The organism is Sulfurimonas hongkongensis (assembly GCF_000445475.1).
Classification (GTDB): Bacteria; Campylobacterota; Campylobacteria; order Campylobacterales; family Sulfurimonadaceae; genus Sulfurimonas; species Sulfurimonas hongkongensis.
The window spans coordinates 49884-70291 of record NZ_AUPZ01000017.1; the positions used below are offsets into that span (position 1 = coordinate 49884).

18 protein-coding genes and 1 pseudogene are annotated in these 20408 nt (G+C 35.0%); 12 read left to right on the forward strand and 7 right to left on the reverse strand.

Annotation, left to right across the window (positions count from 1 at the left end):
* From M947_RS22330 to M947_RS22345, 4 genes are read left to right on the forward strand one after another with little or no spacing between them, the layout of a single operon-like run.
* A complete protein-coding gene (locus tag M947_RS22330; protein ID WP_021288390.1) occupies window positions 1-3147 on the forward strand; it encodes an efflux RND transporter permease subunit in 3147 nt (1048 codons plus the stop codon).
* Complete coding sequence (locus M947_RS22335; protein WP_021288391.1) at window positions 3144-4433, forward strand: TolC family protein; 1290 nt, start codon at window positions 3144-3146, stop codon at window positions 4431-4433. Before M947_RS22330 ends, M947_RS22335 begins: the two co-directional genes overlap by 4 nt.
* Window positions 4434-4439: 6 nt before the next feature.
* Window positions 4440-5819, forward strand: coding sequence for a DASS family sodium-coupled anion symporter (locus M947_RS22340; protein ID WP_021288392.1), 1380 nt, complete (start codon window positions 4440-4442; stop codon window positions 5817-5819).
* Window positions 5820-6989 carry an OprD family outer membrane porin gene (locus tag M947_RS22345; protein ID WP_021288393.1) on the forward strand — a complete coding sequence of 390 codons (1170 nt, stop codon included), beginning with the start codon at window positions 5820-5822 and terminating at the stop codon, window positions 6987-6989.
* Here the strand turns inward: M947_RS22345 and M947_RS22350 are convergent.
* The 5 genes from M947_RS22350 to M947_RS22370 all read right to left on the reverse strand — a co-directional run bounded on the left by M947_RS22350 (window position 6973) and on the right by M947_RS22370 (window position 11239).
* Window positions 6973-7185 carry a DpnI domain-containing protein gene (locus M947_RS22350; RefSeq protein ID WP_021288394.1) on the reverse strand — a complete coding sequence of 71 codons (213 nt, stop codon included), beginning with the start codon at window positions 7183-7185 and terminating at the stop codon, window positions 6973-6975. The genes M947_RS22345 and M947_RS22350 overlap by 17 nt on opposite strands.
* A gap of 534 nt (window positions 7186-7719) precedes the next feature.
* Complete coding sequence (locus M947_RS22355) at window positions 7720-8505, reverse strand: hypothetical protein (RefSeq protein ID WP_021288396.1); 786 nt, start codon at window positions 8503-8505, stop codon at window positions 7720-7722.
* The gene (locus tag M947_RS22360) at window positions 8498-9316 is read right to left on the reverse strand and encodes a phosphatidylserine decarboxylase (RefSeq protein ID WP_021288397.1); all 819 of its coding nucleotides are present in this window, start codon (window positions 9314-9316) and stop codon (window positions 8498-8500) included. The genes M947_RS22355 and M947_RS22360 overlap by 8 nt, the downstream gene beginning before the upstream one ends.
* Before the next feature lie 15 nt (window positions 9317-9331).
* Window positions 9332-10408, reverse strand: a complete 1077-nt coding sequence (gene truD / locus M947_RS22365; protein WP_021288398.1) for a tRNA pseudouridine(13) synthase TruD — start codon at window positions 10406-10408, stop codon at window positions 9332-9334.
* 12 nt (window positions 10409-10420) lie between these two features.
* Window positions 10421-11239, reverse strand: coding sequence for a thiamine-phosphate kinase (locus M947_RS22370; RefSeq protein ID WP_021288399.1), 819 nt, complete (start codon window positions 11237-11239; stop codon window positions 10421-10423).
* A gap of 88 nt (window positions 11240-11327) precedes the next feature.
* Here M947_RS22370 and M947_RS22375 point away from each other — a divergent pair, with 88 nt between their 5' ends.
* From M947_RS22375 to M947_RS23895, 5 genes and pseudogenes are all read left to right on the forward strand, one after another.
* A complete protein-coding gene (locus tag M947_RS22375) occupies window positions 11328-12530 on the forward strand; it encodes a diguanylate cyclase (RefSeq protein WP_021288400.1) in 1203 nt (400 codons plus the stop codon).
* Window positions 12531-12692: 162 nt separating this feature from the next.
* On the forward strand, window positions 12693-14405 hold the full coding sequence (gene sdhA, locus M947_RS22380; protein ID WP_021288401.1) for a succinate dehydrogenase flavoprotein subunit: 1713 nt from the start codon (window positions 12693-12695) through the stop codon (window positions 14403-14405).
* A gap of 9 nt (window positions 14406-14414) precedes the next feature.
* The gene (locus tag M947_RS22385; RefSeq protein WP_021288402.1) at window positions 14415-15395 is read left to right on the forward strand and encodes a succinate dehydrogenase/fumarate reductase iron-sulfur subunit; all 981 of its coding nucleotides are present in this window, start codon (window positions 14415-14417) and stop codon (window positions 15393-15395) included.
* Window positions 15396-15404: 9 nt separating this feature from the next.
* A complete protein-coding gene (locus tag M947_RS22390; RefSeq protein WP_021288403.1) occupies window positions 15405-16286 on the forward strand; it encodes a CoB--CoM heterodisulfide reductase iron-sulfur subunit B family protein in 882 nt (293 codons plus the stop codon).
* Between the two features lie 62 nt (window positions 16287-16348).
* Window positions 16349-16479: pseudogene (locus tag M947_RS23895) on the forward strand (exodeoxyribonuclease III); the annotation flags it as partial.
* A 55-nt stretch (window positions 16480-16534) separates the two neighbouring features.
* Here the strand turns inward: M947_RS23895 and M947_RS22395 are convergent.
* Both M947_RS22395 and M947_RS22400 read right to left on the reverse strand, forming a co-directional pair.
* Window positions 16535-17209 (reverse strand): response regulator transcription factor, encoded by a 675-nt coding sequence (locus M947_RS22395; protein ID WP_021288404.1) that lies wholly within the window; start codon window positions 17207-17209, stop codon window positions 16535-16537.
* Window positions 17206-18417: a PAS domain-containing sensor histidine kinase gene (locus tag M947_RS22400; protein ID WP_021288405.1), complete on the reverse strand. Its 1212-nt coding sequence runs from the start codon at window positions 18415-18417 to the stop codon at window positions 17206-17208. Before M947_RS22400 ends, M947_RS22395 begins: the two co-directional genes overlap by 4 nt.
* Window positions 18418-18558: 141 nt before the next feature.
* On the opposite strand from M947_RS22400, the gene fliK reads away from it, so the two are divergent.
* The 3 genes from fliK to M947_RS23570 all read left to right on the forward strand — a co-directional run bounded on the left by fliK (window position 18559) and on the right by M947_RS23570 (window position 20311).
* Window positions 18559-19794 (forward strand): flagellar hook-length control protein FliK, encoded by a 1236-nt coding sequence (fliK, locus tag M947_RS22405; RefSeq protein ID WP_245541269.1) that lies wholly within the window; start codon window positions 18559-18561, stop codon window positions 19792-19794.
* A gap of 33 nt (window positions 19795-19827) precedes the next feature.
* Window positions 19828-20091 (forward strand): EscU/YscU/HrcU family type III secretion system export apparatus switch protein, encoded by a 264-nt coding sequence (locus M947_RS22410; protein ID WP_021288407.1) that lies wholly within the window; start codon window positions 19828-19830, stop codon window positions 20089-20091.
* Between the two features lie 73 nt (window positions 20092-20164).
* On the forward strand, window positions 20165-20311 hold the full coding sequence (locus tag M947_RS23570; RefSeq protein ID WP_021288408.1) for a hypothetical protein: 147 nt from the start codon (window positions 20165-20167) through the stop codon (window positions 20309-20311).
* Window positions 20312-20408: the final 97 nt, after the last annotated feature.

A 20408-nucleotide genomic window follows, 5' to 3' on the forward strand; every position in this document is an offset into this window, starting at 1 on the left:
ATGTTTAGTGTAACTTTTATAAAAAGACCTATACTAGCCATTGTAATCTCTCTCATAATTATAGTAGCTGGGTTTGTCTCTATGTTAGTTTTACCTATCTCTGAGTACCCTGATGTAGCTCCTCCTACAGTTAGCGTAAGTGCTACTTATACAGGTGCAAATGCCTTTGTTGTTGAAGATAGTGTAACTCGTGTATTAGAAGATAAGTTAAATGGCATCAAAGGTGTTATCTACATAGAATCATCTTCTACTTCTAGCGGGACTTCAAATATAAATGTCTACTTTGAACCAGGTTATGACATAGATATAGGTGCAGTTGATGTTCAAAATAAAATATCTACAGCAAATGCTCTTCTGCCTCCAGAGGTAACACAGCAAGGTGTTATAGTAGATAAAAGAAGCCCATCACTAGTCTGCCTCATAGCGATAAACGGAGATGAAAAGTATGATGATAAATTTTTAAGTAACTTTGTAAATATAAATATTTTAGATGAGATAAAAAGGGTCTCTGGTGTTGGGCAAGCTCAAAATTTAGGTGAGAAAAAGTATGCAATTAGAGTTTGGTTAAACCCAGATAAGCTAAAATCATTAAACATGACTCCCATGGAAGCCATAAGTGCAATAAAAGCACAAAATAAACAAGCATCTCTTGGAAAAATTGGAGGAAATCCATCTTATGATGGACAAAAACAAGAGTTTATACTTACAACTAAGGGCAGGCTTAGCGAGGTTAAAGAGTTTGAGGACATAGTTATCAAGCACAAAGAGGATGGCTCTTTGATTCGCCTAAGTGATGTCTCAAACATCTCGCTAGGAAGTGAGAGTTATGACTGGAATGCTATTAGTGATAGAAAACCAACTGGACTTATCGCAGTCTATCAACTAGGCGAGGCAAATGCTCTTGAGATTCGTAAAAACATAGAAGATACAATGCAAAGACTCTCATCTAGGTTTCCTGATGGTGTTACTTACTCAGTCCCGTACGACACAACTAAGTATGTTGCAGTAGCTATTGATAATGTTGTAGAAAATCTCTACATGGCGATCTTTTTAGTTATGCTCATCATTTTTATATTTTTAGGTTCATGGCGACCGACAATCATTGCCGCTGCTACCATTCCTGTCTCGCTTATCGGTGCCTTTGCCGCAATGCAGTTAGCTGGAGGCTTCTCTATAAACTTTCTAACCCTCTTTGGACTTATACTAGCCATAGGAATAGTTGTTGATGATGCAATTTTGGTTGTTGAGAATGTTGAAGTTATTATGAACAAAGAACCGGAACTAACTATGCCTCAGGTTGTTAAAAAATCTATGATAGAGCTTATTGGTCCTATTATCTCTACAACCTTAGTTTTGGTTGCTGTTTTTATCCCCGTATCCTTGCTACCTGGCATCACTGGAGCCTTATATCAGCAGTTTGCACTTACTATTGCTTTTGCTGTTTTAGTATCATCCCTAAATGCTCTAACGCTATCTCCTGCCATTAGTGCCATCATCATTAAAAGACAAAAAGAGGGGGAGAAAAAGTTTATACTCTTTCATAAGTTTGATATATTTTTTAACTATCTAACTAAAAAGTATACACTTCTTATAGGCTATCTTATAAAGATTAGATATATCATGCTTGCTATTATGGTAGGAATTTTTTACTTTACGTACTATCTCTTTAGCACAACTCCTACAGGCTTTGTTCCATCAGAAGACAAAGGTGTTTGTATGGTCTCAGTAAACTTAAAACCTGGATCTTCACTATCTCAAAGTAGTATGGTTAGAAAAAAAGTCGAAGATATTATCTACAATATAGATGGAGTTGCAAATGTTGTTAGTGTTGAGGGATACAATATCATAACTTCGGCAATGGATAGTTCAGCTATAGCGATGTTTGTCTCTTTAAAAGACTGGGATGAAAGGACTACTAAAGAGAGTAGTGTTGATGGAATCGTAGAGCTTATAAAGCAAAAGACTGCATCTATTAGTGAGGCAAATATTGCAGCTTTTAATATGCCAGGAATCCCAGGAGTTGGGAGCGTTGGAGGTTTTGACTTTAGACTCCAAGACTATCTCTCAGGTGATTTAGAAAATTTTCAACACTATGCAAATGAAGTCATAAAAGAAGCATTTGGCGATCCTAGAATTGCTTATGCTTTTACAACTTTTGCTACAAACTATCCTATGTATAACATAGATATCAACAGAGAAAAGGCGAATGCACTTGGGGTAAATATTTCTGACCTCTTTACAACGATGCAAGCCTATTTGGGTTCCATCTATGTAAATGACTTTACAAAGTTTGGTAAGGTTTTTAGAGTCTTTGTTCAAGCGGATAAAGAGTTTAGAAGTACAAAGGATGATATAGATAAACTCTTTGTAAAAAACAACTCTGACAATATGATACCCCTAAATGCACTTCTAAGCGTTAAAGAGATTGTAGGTCCTCAAAACCTCTCACACTTCAATATGTACAGGAGCATTCAGATAAACGGATCAGCAGCACCTGGATATAGTTCAGGAGATGCCATGGCTGCCATGGATGAGATAGCAAAGAGTGTTTTGCCTGCATCTTATGGCTATGAGTGGGCTGGGATGAGTTATCAAGAGACTCTAGCTGGAAATGCTCAAATCTATGTTGTTATATTTGTTTTACTTGTTGTATTTTTGGTACTCTCTGCTCAATATGAGAGCTGGATACTCCCTTTGATGATACTCCTCTCAGTTCCAATGGTTGTTGCTGGTGCAATTGTTGGGCTTCATCTCGTGGATCTTCCACTAAACACCTTTGCACAAGTCGGACTCGTCCTACTCGTAGCCCTTGCTGCAAAAAATGCCATCCTAATAGTAGAGTTTGCAAAAGAGCAAAGAGAGAGTGGAGTTAGCATAGTTGAGTCTGCCATCAAGGGTGGTTCACTTCGTTTTCGTGCAATTATGATGACAATACTCTCTTTTATGTTTGGTATCATTCCTTTAGCTTTTGCTACTGGAGCTGGTTCCATCACTCAAGTCTCCATAGGAATTGTGCTTATGTTTGGAATGATAACTGCAACTTTTATATCTACGCTCTTTGTGCCAGTTTTGTATGTACTCTTAGAATCTATGAGAGAGAAATTTATAAGCGTTGAAGATGAGATAAAAAGAAGGGAGTCTATATGATGCTAAGATTGTTAAGTATACTTTTACTAACTCTAAGCTTAAATGCAAAAGATATCTACACTATCGATGAGTTAATCATCAAAGCGCTAGAGAACTCACCAGACTTAAAGATAAGTGCAGATGACTACAAAGCATCTCTTAGTCGTTATGACAAAGGTTTTGCATCTTATTTGCCAAAGGTGGATTTGAGTCTAAGTGCAGCAGAGATGGGTATGAGTGATATACCAACAAACAAAGACAGCATGGTAGATGACACTCTGCTTTTGGGGCAACTAACACTCAAACAAATCATATATGACTTTGGAAAAACTGGTGGAAGTGTTGATAGTTTAAAGTATGATTCTGATGCATACCTAAACGCAAATGAGCAAAAAATCTCAGATAAAAAAAGAGATGTAAAGAGTGCTTACTATAATGTTCTTCAAGCTATAGCTCTCATAGATGTAAATAGAGAAAATGTAAAATTAAATGAAGCCCAACTATACCGTGCACAAAAGTATTTTGAATCTGGTATCAAAACAAAGATAGATGTCTCAGATGCAAAGGTCGAGCTTATAAAATCAAAACTAGACTTAAAAAAGAGTCTCTATGACTTAGAGTTGGCTTATGCGTCTTTAGATGAAGTTGTTGGTTTTATGGGGAATTCTACCAACTATGAAGTCTATTCTAAAGCGCTTAATTTTGAAAACATCTTAGACTTACTCGCTGGCTATGCTCTAAATTTGCAAGACTCTATTGATTTTGCTTATAAAAATAGGTTTGAGATAAAGAAAAATTTATCTGATATAAAGTCCGCAGAAGCACAAAATATAGTTGCAGAGTCTGGATTTTTTCCCGTGCTTTATCTTGGAGCTAACTATACTAAGCAAAAAGCAGATAAGTTTGAAGATACAATGCCAAAAGATCAATACAAAATAGCTCTAAATTTAGACTACAATATCTATGAAGGTGGAGCAAGTACGGCATTTAAAGAAGAAAAGAGGATAGAGTTAAATATGGCCAACTCAAAGTTAAACAACTCTAAGCTTTTTATAAAAAAACAGACCACACAAGCATATATAAACCTTAACAAAACAAGAGACTCAGTAACACTATCACAAAGTCTTTTAGAAGTCTCTAGCGAGAAATTTGAACAAGCTCAAAAGAGATATGAGTATGGTTTATCAGACTTTATAGAGCTTCAACAAGCAAGACAAGGTTACATAGATGCTAAGTCAAACCTAGTGGTATCCTTTTATGAATATTATGATGCAATAGCACTGCTTGATAATGCTATAGGGAAGTAGAGAAGTATGAGATTAGCTCTTGTTTTAATTTTAGGACTTGTTATTTGGTTTAGCCCTACACCTATTGGACTTGAGCCAAAAGCGTGGCATCTTTTTGCTATATTTATAAGTTCTATTTTCGCAGTAATCATAAAAGCGATGCCAATTTTCACCTCGTCTATACTCGCTCTTAGTGCGGCAGTTTTAACTAAAACTATGACAATCAAGCAGGCTTATAGTGGCTTTTCAGAGGCTTTTATCTTGCTCATTATTGTTGCCTTTTTAATCGCAAGAGGCATCATAAAATCAGGCCTTGGAAAACGTATAGCCTTTTTAATTATAAAACGCTTTGGCAAATCTAGCTTAGGACTAGCCTACTCTGTTATTGCAGCAGATATGTTTATAGCTCCTGCCTTTCCAAGTAATACTGCTCGCTCAGGAGTACTCTACCCTATAGTTCACTCTCTCTCATCCGATAGTGGCTCGAAAGTAACTGATGGAACTCGAAAAAAATTGGGCTCATTTTTGATGATGTGTTCAATGGCAGGACTTACCATCTCTTCAACCCTGTGGCTAACTGCCATGGCAGCAAATCCAGCAGGCGCACAAATGGCTCGTGAGTTTGGGATTGATGTGACTTATGGTTCTTGGGCACTAGGAGCTTCACTACCTGTGGTTGTACTTTTTTTTCTTGTTCCTTGGGTTATTTATAAAATCTATCCACCAGAGATAAAAGAGACACCAGAAGCTCCAAAGTTAGCAGATGAAGCACTAAAAACCATGGGCAAAGTTAGCAGAAACGAGTGGATTATGATGGCTGTTTTTATTGGTATGATATCTTTATGGGTAGTCTCGGCTAGTTATAACATTGACAAAACTGCGGTTGCTTTTTTAGGGCTTGGTATTTTGATGCTAACAAATATACTAAGCGTTGATGATATGAGAAGTGAAGGGAATGCACTACTAACGTTAGTTTGGTTTGCAATTCTTTATGCTATGAGTGTTGACCTTGAGGCACTTGGGTTTATTGGGTGGATTGGCGTTCATGTCTCAGAGTTAGTAGAGGGTTATAGTTGGGGCATTGTTTATCTTATCCTCACCCTTATCTATGTCCTCATTCACTACTTTTTTGTCTCACAAACCGCTCAAATGCTAGCTCTTTTTTCTCTGTTTCTAGGTGTTGGTATCAGTGCTGGAGTTCCCGCGCAACTTATGGCTATGATGCTTTTGTTTGCTACAAATTTTAACGCCATCATAACACCACAAGGCTCATCAGCGAATGTTATATATGCAGGAAGTGGTTACTTAAGAGCAAAAGAGATTTACAAGGTCGGTGGAATTATAACGCTTCTAAATACCTTTGTCTTTCTAACTCTTGGTACAGCTTGGTTGCTCTTGGTCACATAGATGAAAAAGCTTTTACCTCTAGTTTTTTTAAGTCTATCTCTTAGTGCTGAGCCAACCCTTCAAAAAGCTTTTACAGATGGAGATATTAATGCAGAGATACAACTCTTTTACTACAACATAGACAAAAAAAATGGCTCTAATGCTTACGCTACCTCTACTGGTGGATATCTAAAATACTCAACTGATACTAAAAATCCTTTTTTTGCGTCTATTAGATTCCACACCTCAAACCCTACTTTTGACTCAACAAACAGAGAAAAAACTGCTCTTTTTAAAAAAGATGGCACTGCATTAACAGCAATAAGTGAGTCATTTTTAGCCTATAGAACCAAAAGCAGAATCTTAAAGGTTGGTAACTTTATGCTAAACACTCCCATGATGAATGATGATACTACAAGAATAGTTCCGTGGTCATACAGGGGTTTTGCATATACCGGCGAGAGTATCAAAAACTTAAAAGTTCAACTCTACTATATTGATGCTATCCGCTCTAATACGACAGATGAGTACAAAAAACAGAGTGCAAGTGGTGAGTTTGATAGCATCACAATGTTCTCACTTCACTACAATGGCATCAGTGGCCTTAAAACTGGATTTTATTACTACTATTCGCCAAAACTCTACTCTACTTTTGTAGCTCAAGGTGACTACGATATAGCGTTAAATGCAAACACGCTCTTATGTTTTGGTGTACAGTATTTTAAGAGTGGTGATGGCGGGAAGTATGCAAAAACAGATGATAAAAATGGTGGAGATAACATAAACTTAGTAGCACTAAGATCTAGCATAGATGCAAAAAACTACTCGCTCTCTCTAAACTACTCCCAAAACTTTGGACTAAGCGGTGTTGTAGGAGGTTACGGTGGTGCAGCAAAAGTCTATACAACTTCAATGATAGCAAACGGTAGAGGAAACTATAAACCAGAGACTTGGATGCTAAAAGGCAACTATGATCTAGATCTTGGAAAATATCACAGTGAAGTAGCACTCACACTAACAAACACACAAACAAAAGATCAAAGAGGCGATGATTTTAACGCTTACTACCTTCACTTCAAACACTTCTTTACAAAAGAGGCATCCATCTATCTAAGATATGAAAGTCTAAAATTCACCTCTAGCAAAAAAGACGCAAACTACTTTAGAGCCATAGCTACTTATAAGTTTTAGATCTTTCATTCTTTTCGCAAATCATTTCAATCTTAACATTATCATTAAAGTCAGAATAATCTAAAACTATTTCTTCGCTTATTTCTTCTCTAAAGAAGAAATTTAGACTAGTATCACCAATAATTCGCTCAATCATAGTGTTATATGCACCATCGGCGATAGTTTTACCAAGTGGATTGCCTTTTTTACTTTTCAACTCATAATCTTCACTGCATCTTGAACAAAAAAATCTGCAACTGGTTTATTGTTTTTATATTCATCACTTAGAGAAGAGTATAAACTTAAATTCACTTAATAACCCTCATAACAAACACTCTCTTTCTTAATTATCACTATGGTTATTTTTTTACAATTATGAGCCACTTGCCAAGGAAGTGTCCAATTTAATTGAACCCTCTGATTAATTTATAAACTAGATTCCGTGTCAAGCACGGAATGATGTAGCGAGCGTCATCCTGAACGTGATTCAGGATCCAGTCAAACATGGAATGACGGAGCGAGCGTCATCTGAACTCTAAAGAAACATTTTTGTATAGCAACAAGCAATTCTCTTGTTTTAATTTAGGATCTATTTTGATAATTGCATTCAATTTTTTAAACAGTTAAAAAAGCAGAAATCAAATTTCTTACCTAACATGAATAAAATTATATCTACACTATCAAAGATGTGGCTTAAAACTACAAATCTAGTATTTGCAGTTTTTCTTTTTTTACAAAAAAATTTGTAAAGCTAAAGCTTAGAGTTAGTCATGCTCATCATAGACTGAACCATTGTGTCTTTTAATCTTTTTATAGCCTTATCGAAGTGGTCAAGTGAATAGTTTACAACTCTATCTAGCTCTTTGTGAAGTCTATCTATTTGGCTGTAGAGTCTCTCTTTCTCGTCTGTTTTTATGTTGGGATCGACGTAGATAGCCTTTAAATCATTTATCTTTATTTTAAGACTCGCAATATCAGAGTTTTTTATGTTTCTAGCGACTTTTGTTCTTTTGTATAGTTGATGAAAATTATGCATATCTAAAATCTGTCTATTTTTAATTAAGCTACTTTGTAGAGTTTCATGTATCACTCTTGTTATATTCTTTTCGCTCTTAGCGTTTGCAACTAGCTCTATAAAGGTATCTCCAACCTCTTCAAAGATTTTTCGTCTGTACTTTTCATAGTAGTCTTTAGCTAAAGAGTGTATAAATTTTACTCTGACCCTATTTTGAATCTCTTGTATAGCATCTTGCTTTGGGTAGTGCAAAATCTCAGTTGCAAAGCTAACCCACTCATTTGCAATCTCATGAAATATAATGTTTACAATCTGTGAAAATTTAAAATCTTCAAACTTTTCTAAATACAAAAAATTTAGCTCATATCTTAATTTTTCTCGAACTAAGATATGTGCTAAAACCTCCATAATCTCAAGTCTGTCATAGTGAGAAGAGACATGTAAAACTTCCCACTCAAAGAGTGCTTTGTTTTTAAAAATCTTATCTATGTACTTTTTCTTTTCTTCTTGTGTTTTATACATTTCTAGCTATAGTCTCTCCATATTTTACATCTTTGCTCTGTAAATCTTTAAGCTCTAACATATCTTTTTGAGCCAAGATAACTATGGTTGAGCCCATCTCAAAGCATCCAAAATCATCTCCTTTGTTTAAATATAAATCTTCGTACTCATAAACACTTGACTCAGTTGCAGATGCATTTGTTTTTATAGCACTCTCAAATGAGATTTGCATTACACCAACATTTAGGGCTCCAACTAAAACTATAAAAAACCTTTTGCCGCTTGAATTTTCACACATTAAAACAACTCTTTCATTTTCTATAAAAAGATTTAGCCTTTTTTTAAGTGAAGGAATATTTACTGGGTAGAGTCTGCCTGGAATATGTACAGCTTTTAAAACCTTTAAGTTTGTTGGGATGTGGTAGCGATGATAATCTTTTGGAGAGAGATAGAAGTTTATAAACTCTCCATTGTATACAGACTTTTTCTCATCAGAACTAAAATGTTCACCTAAAAGCTCATCGCTTGAGTATCTCATACCTTTTATTTGAAGTGCATAATCTTTTTGCAGTTTGCCACAAGCTGAGACTAAAGAGTCACACGGAGATATAAAATCATCCCCGTCTAAAGAGTAAGTTCTATCTTCTTTTAGTTTTCTTGTAAAGAGTGCATTTAGACTTTTGTATGACTCTGCTGTATGAAACTCTTGCATATCTAGACCCATCAAACCAACATAAGAGCTATTTACAATCTTTTGAAACCATTTTGAAAACTCTTTGTTTGCAAACTTACCAAAAATTTGTGAGATGGCTGATGTTATATGTTTACTCATTGTGTTTTTATCCTTCTACTCGTTTATCTTTCTCTTAGCAATTTCTTCTATAAAAACTGTTGCGTAAGAGCCTTTTGGCAGCGTAAAATTAAACTCATACTGAGCTTCTACCTTGTTAAATCTTCCTTCAATTCCTTCTGGAAACACCCATGCATATCTTCTAGCTCCATCAGCATTTATCTCATCATCAAAATCTTTCTCAAAGCCACGTGCTAGTCCTGATGCTATTTTTACTTTTTTCCCACATAAAAGTCCAGTTGGCGAGATCTCTCTTTTGTTAAATCTCTCTAAATCCTCAGCTCTCTCTTCATAATCAAACAATCTTCCATGAGGATAATGTTCCATAACATCACCTTGTATAAGTTTAAAAGGATGGTTTTGAGATTTTAGCTTTGTTAGTTCGTTATTTGGCATGTTTAAAACTGACTCTAGCTCTAATGTTTCAAAGTTATTTATGAGCCTATTTAGCTCTAACCTTGAACTTAACCAAAGGTTAAAAAGATGGCTCTGATAAGCATTTATAAGGAGTTTTTTTACTCTAGGATTTCGCTCTCTTGCCTCTCCTTTTGCGAGTTTTTCGCCAAGTATATGGTTATCTCCATCATTTCCGAATCTTTGATAACCAAAGAAGTTTGGCATTCCATACTTTTTTATATTGGTTAAAGCCTCATCTATCTTTGTGGCACTTGTAGGATTTACTTTTTTTACCTTTATATAAAATCTATTGCCTTGTAGATGTCCAATACGTATCTTATTATTATGATAATTTTTTGAGATTATCTTGATATTTTCATGTTCAAAACTCTCAAGTTGTTTCTCATGTTTTTTGTACACTGAGATATATTGTTTTGTCATTGCATGCTTATCTTTTAGCCCTGCATAACCTATATCTCTATTTTTGATGCCTAAAAATCTAGCTAACACACTTATCATCTCTGAAGTGCTAAGAGATTTTTTTCTTATAAACAAGATAAGATGCTCTCCCTCACCGCTAAACTCATAGAGAGGAATCTCTTCAACTACAAAGTCTCTAGGGCTCTGCTTAAAATGAAAATCGATGCTAGAGTGATCTAGCGAATAAAATCTGTCCATACTTTTTTGCCTTTAAAAATGATGCGCTTTGCATCTATTGGTATACCCTACTCTCGCACTACAAGCAAAAATATTTAGTGGCGTTCTTGTCTGCATAGCTCGTCTTTGCATACTCTTTTTAAATCTTTTATCAAATGCAACAAGCATCTCATACTCTTCCCCACTGCAAGCCACTCTTTTTGAGATTTTTTTAAAAAATCTAAATCCTAACTTGTTTATAGATGCAAGTTTATCCAAATCACTAAAAAGACCATCTGAGATATCCATACCTGAGCTTAAGTATCTGCTAGATTTTTGTACAAACTTATCTCTTAATTGTATATTTACAAACTTAGATTTTGCATTGATTTTGCCCAAATTTCTAAGTTTTAAAAAATCTTTTTGGCTTCTTCCAAGTTTTCCTGTGTAAGCTAAGAGATAACCTTTTTTAAGACCACTTCTTAGCAGTGGTTTTGTAGTTTGTGAGATTATAGTTATAGTAATATCTAGCTTTATATTACTTATAGTATCTCCACCAATTATCTCAATATTAAACTTTTTAGCCGTCTCTTTAAAACCACGTGCCAAATCCCGCATCTGATCTTTAGTTATATTACGTGGCATCGCAACACTCAGAAGTGCGTACTTTGGTTTAGCATTCATCGCTACTGCATCAGAGATATTTGCTAGCATTGATTTTTGTGCTATTTGATAGTGATTTATCCACTTCAAATTAAAGTGAACATCCTCGAAAAAAGCATCTTTTGAGTAGACAAAAGAACCGAGTACAGCACCATCATCTCCGATGCGTTTGCTATGAAACTGAGATATAAAATAATTTTCTAAATTCAAACAGACTTCTTTACATAATGTTATAAGGATATTTAAAGACTAAAGGTATAAAATATAAGCTCATTATATCATTTTTAGGAAAACTAGAATGAAGCACTCTATAAACAAAATATTTTCTAACTTTTCTATGTTTTTAATCCTATCAACTCTACTTGTTTTAATCCTAACACTTTTGATAATTGAGCAAAAAACATCTTTTACCAAGATAGATATCTTACAAAATCAAAAAAGTATAATCAACTCTCTAAAAGCTCTTAAAAAAGATGATATTGAACTAGCTTTAATCCAGTTCAATGGAAAAAGCAATCAGCTTCAGCATGAGATAAAAAAATTACAAAACTTAGACAAATACAACTATGTGGGAAAATATCTCTCAAACAACTCAGATGAGTTTTTAAAAGACTTAGACAAACTCTCAAAACTCACCATGAACCTTAATGAGTCAGCGCATAACTACTACACTAAAAACCTTCTAGATGAAGAACAAGAAAGTCAAAAACTTAAAAATGCTTTTGACTCTATAAACAATTTTTTAGACTCAATGACCATCAAAAATATAGCTTACGCAAAAGATAAACATCTGCTTATAGAAAAAGTAGCCTTTATCTCTTTAGCGCTTCTTCTCTTTACAAGCTTTTGGTATCGTAGAAGATTAAAATCTATATATAAAGACATCTTATCTCTTTATGCCATTGATAAAGGGCAAAATGACTATGAAGTTTTTTCACAAGAAGCAGATGCCATACAGCTTAGGATGAAAAGAAAACCAGTTGTAACTAACAATCCTAGTCTAAAAGATCCACTCACTGAGATAAACAACTATAAAGGAATGATCAACTCTTATAACCAAAAAAAACGTATAAAAGATAATAATTTTACTTCAGTTTCAATTTTTGAAATAGATAATTTTTCTAAAAGCAAAAGAACCTTTAGTCAACTCTTTACTCAAACCATACTTAAAAAAGTTGCTTTTACTATCTCACTCCACGAACAAGCTACAGATGTTATAGCTAGAACTGATTACAATCAATTTACCATCATCCTCTCAAGAGCTTCAAAAGAGGCATCTTTTAAAGATATAGATACTATTCGTCAAAGTATCTCTGAGATAAAATTTAAAGAACCTAGTGGAGAGCCCTTAGCTGTAACTGTTAGTGGAGGTTTTGTTATAAAACCAAACAATCAAGCCCTAGAAGACTCTATAAAAAAAGCTAAAGAGGTTCTCTTTCATGCTCAGAAAAAGAAAAATACCATCTCTCAAATTAAAGATTTAGCTGAACATGAATTCTAAACTCCGTTACAAAAAGTTACCTTTTATATTTCAAATACTTATAAATGTCTCAAATGGTAACAAACTTTAACTTCCTTCTCTCAAAGCCTATATTTAACATTAACAAAGGCTTCTCACGCTATAATCAAGCTTATTTTTTATATCTTTAACGAAGGAAAGCTAATGAGTATTCCTATTTATACTTATGATGCAATTGTTGTTGGAGCAGGCCTAGCGGGCTGCGCTGCTGCAAGAGAGTTGCAAAATGCAGGAAAAAAAGTTGCTGTTATTACAAAACTACACCCTTTGAGAAGTCACTCTGGTGCCGCTCAAGGTGGAGTCAATGCAGCGTTTAGTGAAGAAGACAGTATTGAGTTACACGAGTTTGATACAGTAAAGGGATCTGACTACTTAGCAGACCAAGATGCTGTAGAGTTTATGTGTCAAAAAGCTCCAGAGACTATTCGCTGGGCTGAGAGAATGGGGGCTGCTTTTAGCAGAACTCCTGATGGAAAAATCGCTCAAAGACCTTTTGGTGGTCAATCTTCTCCTCGTGCATGTTATGCAAAAGACAGAACAGGTTTAACTCTACTTCAAACTATTTATGAACAAGCTCATCGTGCTGGTGTTTTGTTTTGGGATGAGTGGTATGCATCTGATATCATCTACAAAGATGGCAAGGTTAGCGGGGTAGTGGCTTTTAACATTCGTGATATGCAAACTGCTATATTTAACGCAAAGTCAGTAATGTTTGCAACTGGCGGTTACGCTCGTGCTTACAAAATAAACTCAAACGCACATGCAAATACAGGTGATGGTCTCTCAATAGTCGCCCGTCATGGACTTCCTCTAGAAGATATGGAGTTCGTTCAGTTTCATCCATCTGGACTATCAGGAAATGGTGTTTTAATCTCTGAAGCTGCTCGTGGTGAGGGTGGAAAACTCTTTAACTCTTTGGGTGAGAGATTTATGGAAAAATACGCTCCGAACGCTTTAGAACTTGCCTCTCGTGATGTTGTAAGTCGTGCTATTTTAAATGAGATAAGAGAGGGCCGCGGTGTTGGTCCTAGAAAAGATGCAGTTTTTATAGATGTAACTCATCTAGGTAAAGATATCATCATGGAGAGACTTCCAGAACTTCGTGACTTAGCTCTTACATTTTTAGGACTTGATATGATAAAAGAGCCTATCTTAATCTCTGCTACTGCACACTACTCTATGGGTGGTATTCCTGTAAATATCGCAGGAAATGTTCGTAAAAACAATGATGAATTTGTAGAAGGATTTTACGCAGCTGGAGAGTGTTCTTGTGTCTCTGTTCATGGTGCAAACCGTCTTGGTGCAAACTCTGTTTTAGAAGCCCTACTCTTTGGTCGTTTTGTTGGAAAAACAATGGTATCAGAGATAGATAGCATAGAACTTCGTGTTGCTACAAAAGAAGATGCCAAAAATGCACAAGCAGAGATAGACTTCATCCTAAACAATAATGGAGATGAGACTATAACAGGCTTAAGAGATGAACTTCAACAGTGTATGACAGATAACGCTGGTGCATTTAGAACTGGTGAGAGTCTTGAGATTGCAATAGCAAAAGTAAAAGAACTTCATAAAAGATTTAAAAATATTCGCATTAAAGATAAATCGAAACTCTTTAACACTGAACTTCAAGAAGCTATAGAGTTTGGTCATATGCTTGACTACTCAGCATTTATTGTAGAGAGTGCAATAGCAAGAAAAGAGAGTCGTGGTGCTCACTATAGAGAAGACTTCGAGTCTCGCGATGATGAGAACTTCTTAAAACATACTATGGCGTACATGGATGATAAGGGTGACATTAGACTTGATTACATGGATGTTATACTTGGCAAACATGAACTTAAATCAAGAACATACTAAGGGGAACTTATGAGTACACACAAAATAACTACACAAAAAGTAAACTTCAAAGTATTTCGTTTTAATGCTGATGTAGATTATCTACCATATTACGAAGACTATACTATGGAAGTTACTTCTGAAGAGGTTGTCTTAGATATATTAAATAGAATTAAATGGGATTTAGATGGTAGCTTTTCATATCGTAGAAGCTGTCGCCACGGGATATGTGGTGCATGTGCCATCATGCTAAATGGTCGTGCAACTCTTGCATGTAAAGAGAGCATGAATGATATGATTGAGCTTTTTGGAAATGATATTACTCTCGAGCCACTTAGTAAAAAAAGGGCTGTTAAAGATATGATTATTGATAAAGCTGATTTTTGGCAAAAACACGATGCTGTTAGTCCATATCTTATTTCTGATATTGATGAGTATCCAGAACAAGAGCACTTGGTATCACCAAAACAAGCTGAAGAGCTAGATGATGCAGATCTATGTATCCAGTGTGGAGCTTGTCACTACGCTTGTCCAGTTGTTGAGATAAATGATGAGTTTTTTGGGCCAGCAGCATTTGCTAAAGCTTATAGATTTGAAGCAGATGTTCGTGATGAAGCGGGCACAGATAGACTTATAGAGATGCATAAAGAAGCTCAAGGCGTTTGGGACTGTGTAAAGTGCTTTGAGTGTGCTGAGGCTTGTCCAAAAGATATAAACCCTATTGGTAAGATAACAAAACTTCATCTGATGCTATTTCGTGAGGGAGTTGCGACTTCCACTGTAGCTTCTCGCCACGCTGTTGGATTTAAAAACTCCATCGCTAAACACGGTGTACTTGATGAGGGTACTTTGGTGTTATATTCTGAGGGTCCAGCCATTGTAAAACACATCCCAGTAGCCTTACAAATGTTTAGAAAAGGTAAGATTGTTCTACCTTGGAATATGCCAAAATCAGATAACTTAGATGAAATTCAAAAACTAGTCAAATCATCATCAACTGCAAAGTTCTAGGAGTAAAATATGAAAAAATTAAAATACGCACTTTTTACAGGATGTACAGCAAAACAGAGTACTCCAGAGCAGATGATGTCAACACTAGCAGTAGCAAAAAAATTAAATATAGAGCTGATCGAACTTACAGAAGCATCATGCTGTGGAGCTTCACACTTACAAGATTATGATGATTTTTTATCGCTTGTACTAAACGCTAGAAATATAGCCTATGCAGAAAAGCACGGGCTAACGATGGTTACTATCTGTAATACTTGTCAACTAAATACTGCAATGACAAAGCATCGTCTTGATAACAATGCCGAGCTTAAAGCTAAGGTCAATGAGAAACTAGCTGAAGTTGGACTTGAGTACAAAGGTACTTCAAATGTTATCCACTTCTTATATGCCATCATAGATGATATTGGGCTAGATAAGATAAAAGAGATGGTTGTAACTCCACTAAGCCAATTTAATATTGCACCATTTTATGGCTGCCATAACATCCGTCCATCAGAGCTTCAAAATGAGTCTCACAATAGTAAAGAAAACCCTTACAACCCTACTTCACTAGATGATCTCATCATCGCTTGTGGTGGTATGACTGTTGATTATAATGAAAAAAATAAATGTTGTGGTTTTCATGTAGAACTTCAAGCTCCAAAAACTGGAGCTATCTTGTCAGGTAATGCAATTGCAGGAGCGATGGATGGTAATGCTGATTGGATGGTAACACCATGTCCACTATGCCATCTGAAACTTGATACTCAGACAAAACACTCTTCAGAAGCTATTGGTCGTGAAGTCAAACTTCCAATTCTTCACATGCAGCAGATGCTAGGGCTTGCTCTTGGATGTCCATCTGATGAACTTGGCTTAAAACACCATGTTTCTAAAGTAAACTTCATCTAATAATGCTTAGGGAATAGAAATATTCCCTAAACTAACTCTTCATTCACATCAGGTTCTCACACTGTGGAGATATCAATACCACCCCACAAAGAGATTGTCCTTAAAAATCCAAAAGCAAACTCTAAAACCTCTGGGTTTTTACCTAATTAGGAGAGCTTGGATAGACAAACTCATAGCTCATAGATATATAGACTGGAGAATAGAGTGATGTTAGTTTATTGATTTTCTAAATTTTTGTTATATCATCTTTAGGAGAAAAACCTAAGTTTATATCCTACTCCTTTTATATTTATGATAAGTGTTTTGGAAGTTTTAGCTCTAAGTCTTCGTACAAAAGTTCTAAGCCTCTCATCGCTTACAATTTCACCCCATACACTTTTCTTTATAGTTCCATCATCTATGATTTTGTTTTCATTCTCTACTAAGAGCTTTAAGAATTTATTTTCGTTTTTTGATAGCGAGACATATCTTGAATCTTTGTAGAGTGCGTGAGTGGTTTTGTTGTAGCTAAAACCATCACAAAGCTCTACTGTTTTGCTTCCTAACTCATTAGCTATTGAGCTTATATACTCTAATATCTCATCTGGCTCATAAGGCTTTAAAAAGTACTTTGCTACGCCTGCATCTATAGCACCAAAGAGTTTCTCTCTCTCACTAAATGCACTGAGTATTATGATGGGGATATTTGGGTTAATCTTTTTTAGTTCATTTGCCATCTCCAAACCACTCATGTTTGGCATATTTATATCTGTGATGACTATATCTGGTGAGATCTTCTCAAACATCTCTAAACCATCTCTGCCATCTTTTGCTATATTAAAACTGTAAAAACTATCGCCTATGGCTTCTTTTAAAAGTCTTGCAATGTTCTCCTCATCTTCTACAAAAAGAACTCTTAAGCTCTTTAGTGACTTCTTTTTCATCTCTTTTTCTTTGCAATTGGGATTTTTATATTAAAACTTGTCATACCTTTTTTACTACTTACATCAAGATCTCCCTCAAGACCTTTTTGGCAAATCATCTTTGACATAAAAAGACCTAAGCCCGTTCCGCTACTTTGATGTTTAGTTGTAAAGTATGGCTCAAATATATTTTCAATATTTTCTTTTGCGATGCCACCCGCATTGTCTTGAATCTCGATGTGTGCAAAGCCATCTTCTGCCTTTAGTGTTATACTTATCTCTCGTATGAGAATCGCCTTAGATATAAAAGCATCTTTAGCATTTTTTATAAGGTTGATGATGACTTGCGTTAGTTCATTTTGGATGCCAAGAACTTCTAACTCTTGTAGTTTTACTTTAACGCTTATCATATTTTCTACTATCATCTTATCTAATAGATTAAGAGCCTCCTCTATACTTTCATTTACAAAAAAAAGATGTTTTTCCTTTTGTGGGTTAAAAAAATTTGTAAAGTCATCTATAGTCTCAGACATATTTTTTAATATACTTTTACTCTCATCATAAAAGGATATAAGCTTTCCTTCATCGCCATTTTGAGCCGCTTTTTTCATACTAAAGAGAGTTAGGTTTAGCTCTGTAAGTGGTTGTCTCCACTGATGGGCGATATTAGCTAGCATCTGACCAAGAGAGGCTTGACGAGATTGCAAAAACATTACCTTTTGCTTCTGTTCATTGTTAGATACTTCCTCTTTTATACGCTCTTCAAGGGTATGATTTAACTCTTCAAGCTCTTTAGTTTTTCTCTCAACTCGAAGTTCTAGTGTTTCGTTTAGTTCTTGGAGTTGTTTCTCTTTTTTTAGGAGTTCTTTTTTATAAAAAACCTCTTTTGTGACATCATAGCGGATAGCTATGAACTCTACTATCTCATCATCAACACCCAAAATAGGGATGACTGTTGTATTTACATAAAAGCAAGAGCCATCTTTTGCACGATTTTTTACTGTACCTTTATAAACCTTTTTTGACTTTATAGTATCCCAAAGAGTTTTAAACTTTTGGGATTCAACTTCTGGATGTCTTACGATGTTGTGACTTTTTCCTATAAGTTCTTCTTTTGTATATCCTGAGATTTTACAAAACTCATCATTTACGAAAGTTATGATGCCCTCTATATTGGTTTTTGAGATAATATTGCTTTTTTCTATAGCATTTTTGTATTGTTGAAGCATAATAATGCAATTATATCACAGCAAAATTATTTGAGCATTGATATTTTACGTATTTATTTGCTATACTAATCTATGCTGAGTATCACTACAAATACAAAACTAGACATAATCCTGCCAGACACCAACAAAGCCCTAAAAGAAGTGATAAAAAATGCCACTCCAAAAGAACTTGAAGCACTAAGTAGTGCTAAAGATTTAAAGTCAGTTTTAAACTCACTTCTAAAACAAAGCGCGCAAAGCAGTGCAAGTGATAAAACTCTACTTCAACTACTAAAACAAAACCCAACTCTAAAAAATCTAGGTAATGTCTCATCAACCATCAAAGATTTACTCACATCTATAAAGTCAGATAAAAAACCGCTTCCCATCCAAAAAGTATTAAAAGGTTTTTTAGTAGATATAAAAAACCTAAATGAAAAAGATGTAAAAGCAAAACTAGCAAACTCGGGAGTCTTTTTAGAGTCACGTCTAAAAAATGCTCAAAACCCACAGTTAGAACTCAAAAACACACTTATAAAACTACAAGCTTTAGTAGATAAAAGTTCAGTCTATGAAGTTAAGTCACTAACAAAACATATACAGACTCTTCTTGATACGCCTATACTCAAAAATGCCACAAATCAAGCCCTACTCCAGCCTCAAACTGATAACAAACAGCTACTTGCTTTTTTATCACGTGGGGTTCTTAAGATTTTACAAACTCTAGAGAGTAACATAAAAGAAGCAGATGCTAAGCTAGTTGATCCAAAGCTTGCAGGTGCAAAGAAGACAGATATACTTTTTTCTAAAGAGATAAGTAGCGAGATAACCAAACTCAACTCACTAGATGCTCCGCTAAAATTACAAACCCAGCAAAATGTAAAAGAGATTATTGCAAATGATTTAAAGTCACTTCTGCTTCAAACTAGAGAAGAAGTAGTAAAATCAAACAGCCCAAATCAAACAGAAATACTAAAAAACATCGATAAACTCGCACTTCAAATAGACTACTATCAGCTCGTCTCTCATCTATCAAACTCCTCATCTCTCTATCTTCCTTTTTCATGGCAAGAGTTAAAAGATGGGCAAATCGAGCTAAAAAAAGATATAGATGATAAGTTTTACTGTGATATCTCACTAAACCTTATAAACTATGGGGAGCTAAACTTAAAACTCGTCTTATATGATGAAAATCAACTAAATATAAAAATTCTCTCAGATAACGCGAAGCTAAAAGAACTCATAAAAGAAAATATCCCATCACTTCGCTCTGCTCTTATCAGCTCAAACATCACGCCACGAGAAATTCGCATACAAGATGCTACAAAAAAAACACCTACGAGTGTTTATGAGGCAACTACACAAAGTATAAATATTGGATTTGAGATAAAAGCATGAGAAGAGTTAAGCTCGTCTGCAGGGAGGCACTAAATGCCCGGTCGTAAAAAAGCAGCCGCACTTAGATATGACAAGAACAAAGAGTCAGCTCCTAGAGTTACAGCTAAAGGCCAAGGAGAGGTTGCAAACAACATCATAAAAATAGCCCAGCTTCACAATCTCCCCATACAAAAAGATGAAGACCTCATAGAACTACTCTCTAAAGTAGAACTAGATAAAGAAGTACCAGAAGCACTATACAAAGCAGTTGCAGAGGTTTTTAGTTTTATCTATAAGACTACAAGGGAGAGGAAATAAAAATATTTATTTTTGCATAGCCCTATTTAATTTTGATATACTACTATTTTATAAAGTTGCGGAGGCATATTATATGCAAAACAAAAGAGATGCTAAGCTTGATGAAGTTGCAGACTCAAAGTGGGTCAAAAAAGTTATAAAATCCATGATAATAGGTATAATTGGGTTTGTTCTAATTGGTGTTGCACTAGCAATATTTTTTAAAATAAGCATAAATTAGATTATTTTAAATAATAAAATCATAATAATTGGGGCGTTTATATGCAAAAGTAGCGTATAAATAAATTGAACCCTCTGATTAATTTATAAACTAGATT

What these genes read in the sequence shown, in the direction of transcription:
- M947_RS22395 (WP_021288404.1), bottom strand. Translation starts at nt 17,209, where the DNA reads ATGAAAAAGAAGTCACTAAAGAGCTTAAGAGTTCTTTTTGTAGAAGAT.
- M947_RS22385 (WP_021288402.1), top strand. Translation starts at nt 14,415, where the DNA reads ATGAGTACACACAAAATAACTACACAAAAAGTAAACTTCAAAGTATTT.
- M947_RS22335 (WP_021288391.1), top strand. Translation starts at nt 3,144, where the DNA reads ATGATGCTAAGATTGTTAAGTATACTTTTACTAACTCTAAGCTTAAAT.
- M947_RS23570 (WP_021288408.1), top strand. Translation starts at nt 20,165, where the DNA reads ATGCAAAACAAAAGAGATGCTAAGCTTGATGAAGTTGCAGACTCAAAG.
- M947_RS22390 (WP_021288403.1), top strand. Translation starts at nt 15,405, where the DNA reads ATGAAAAAATTAAAATACGCACTTTTTACAGGATGTACAGCAAAACAG.
- M947_RS22410 (WP_021288407.1), top strand. Translation starts at nt 19,828, where the DNA reads ATGCCCGGTCGTAAAAAAGCAGCCGCACTTAGATATGACAAGAACAAA.
- M947_RS22355 (WP_021288396.1), bottom strand. Translation starts at nt 8,505, where the DNA reads ATGTATAAAACACAAGAAGAAAAGAAAAAGTACATAGATAAGATTTTT.
- M947_RS22375 (WP_021288400.1), top strand. Translation starts at nt 11,328, where the DNA reads ATGAAGCACTCTATAAACAAAATATTTTCTAACTTTTCTATGTTTTTA.
- M947_RS22330 (WP_021288390.1), top strand. Translation starts at nt 1, where the DNA reads ATGTTTAGTGTAACTTTTATAAAAAGACCTATACTAGCCATTGTAATC.
- truD (WP_021288398.1), bottom strand. Translation starts at nt 10,408, where the DNA reads ATGGACAGATTTTATTCGCTAGATCACTCTAGCATCGATTTTCATTTT.
- M947_RS22340 (WP_021288392.1), top strand. Translation starts at nt 4,440, where the DNA reads ATGAGATTAGCTCTTGTTTTAATTTTAGGACTTGTTATTTGGTTTAGC.
- M947_RS22360 (WP_021288397.1), bottom strand. Translation starts at nt 9,316, where the DNA reads ATGAGTAAACATATAACATCAGCCATCTCACAAATTTTTGGTAAGTTT.
- M947_RS22345 (WP_021288393.1), top strand. Translation starts at nt 5,820, where the DNA reads ATGAAAAAGCTTTTACCTCTAGTTTTTTTAAGTCTATCTCTTAGTGCT.
- sdhA (WP_021288401.1), top strand. Translation starts at nt 12,693, where the DNA reads ATGAGTATTCCTATTTATACTTATGATGCAATTGTTGTTGGAGCAGGC.
- M947_RS22400 (WP_021288405.1), bottom strand. Translation starts at nt 18,417, where the DNA reads ATGCTTCAACAATACAAAAATGCTATAGAAAAAAGCAATATTATCTCA.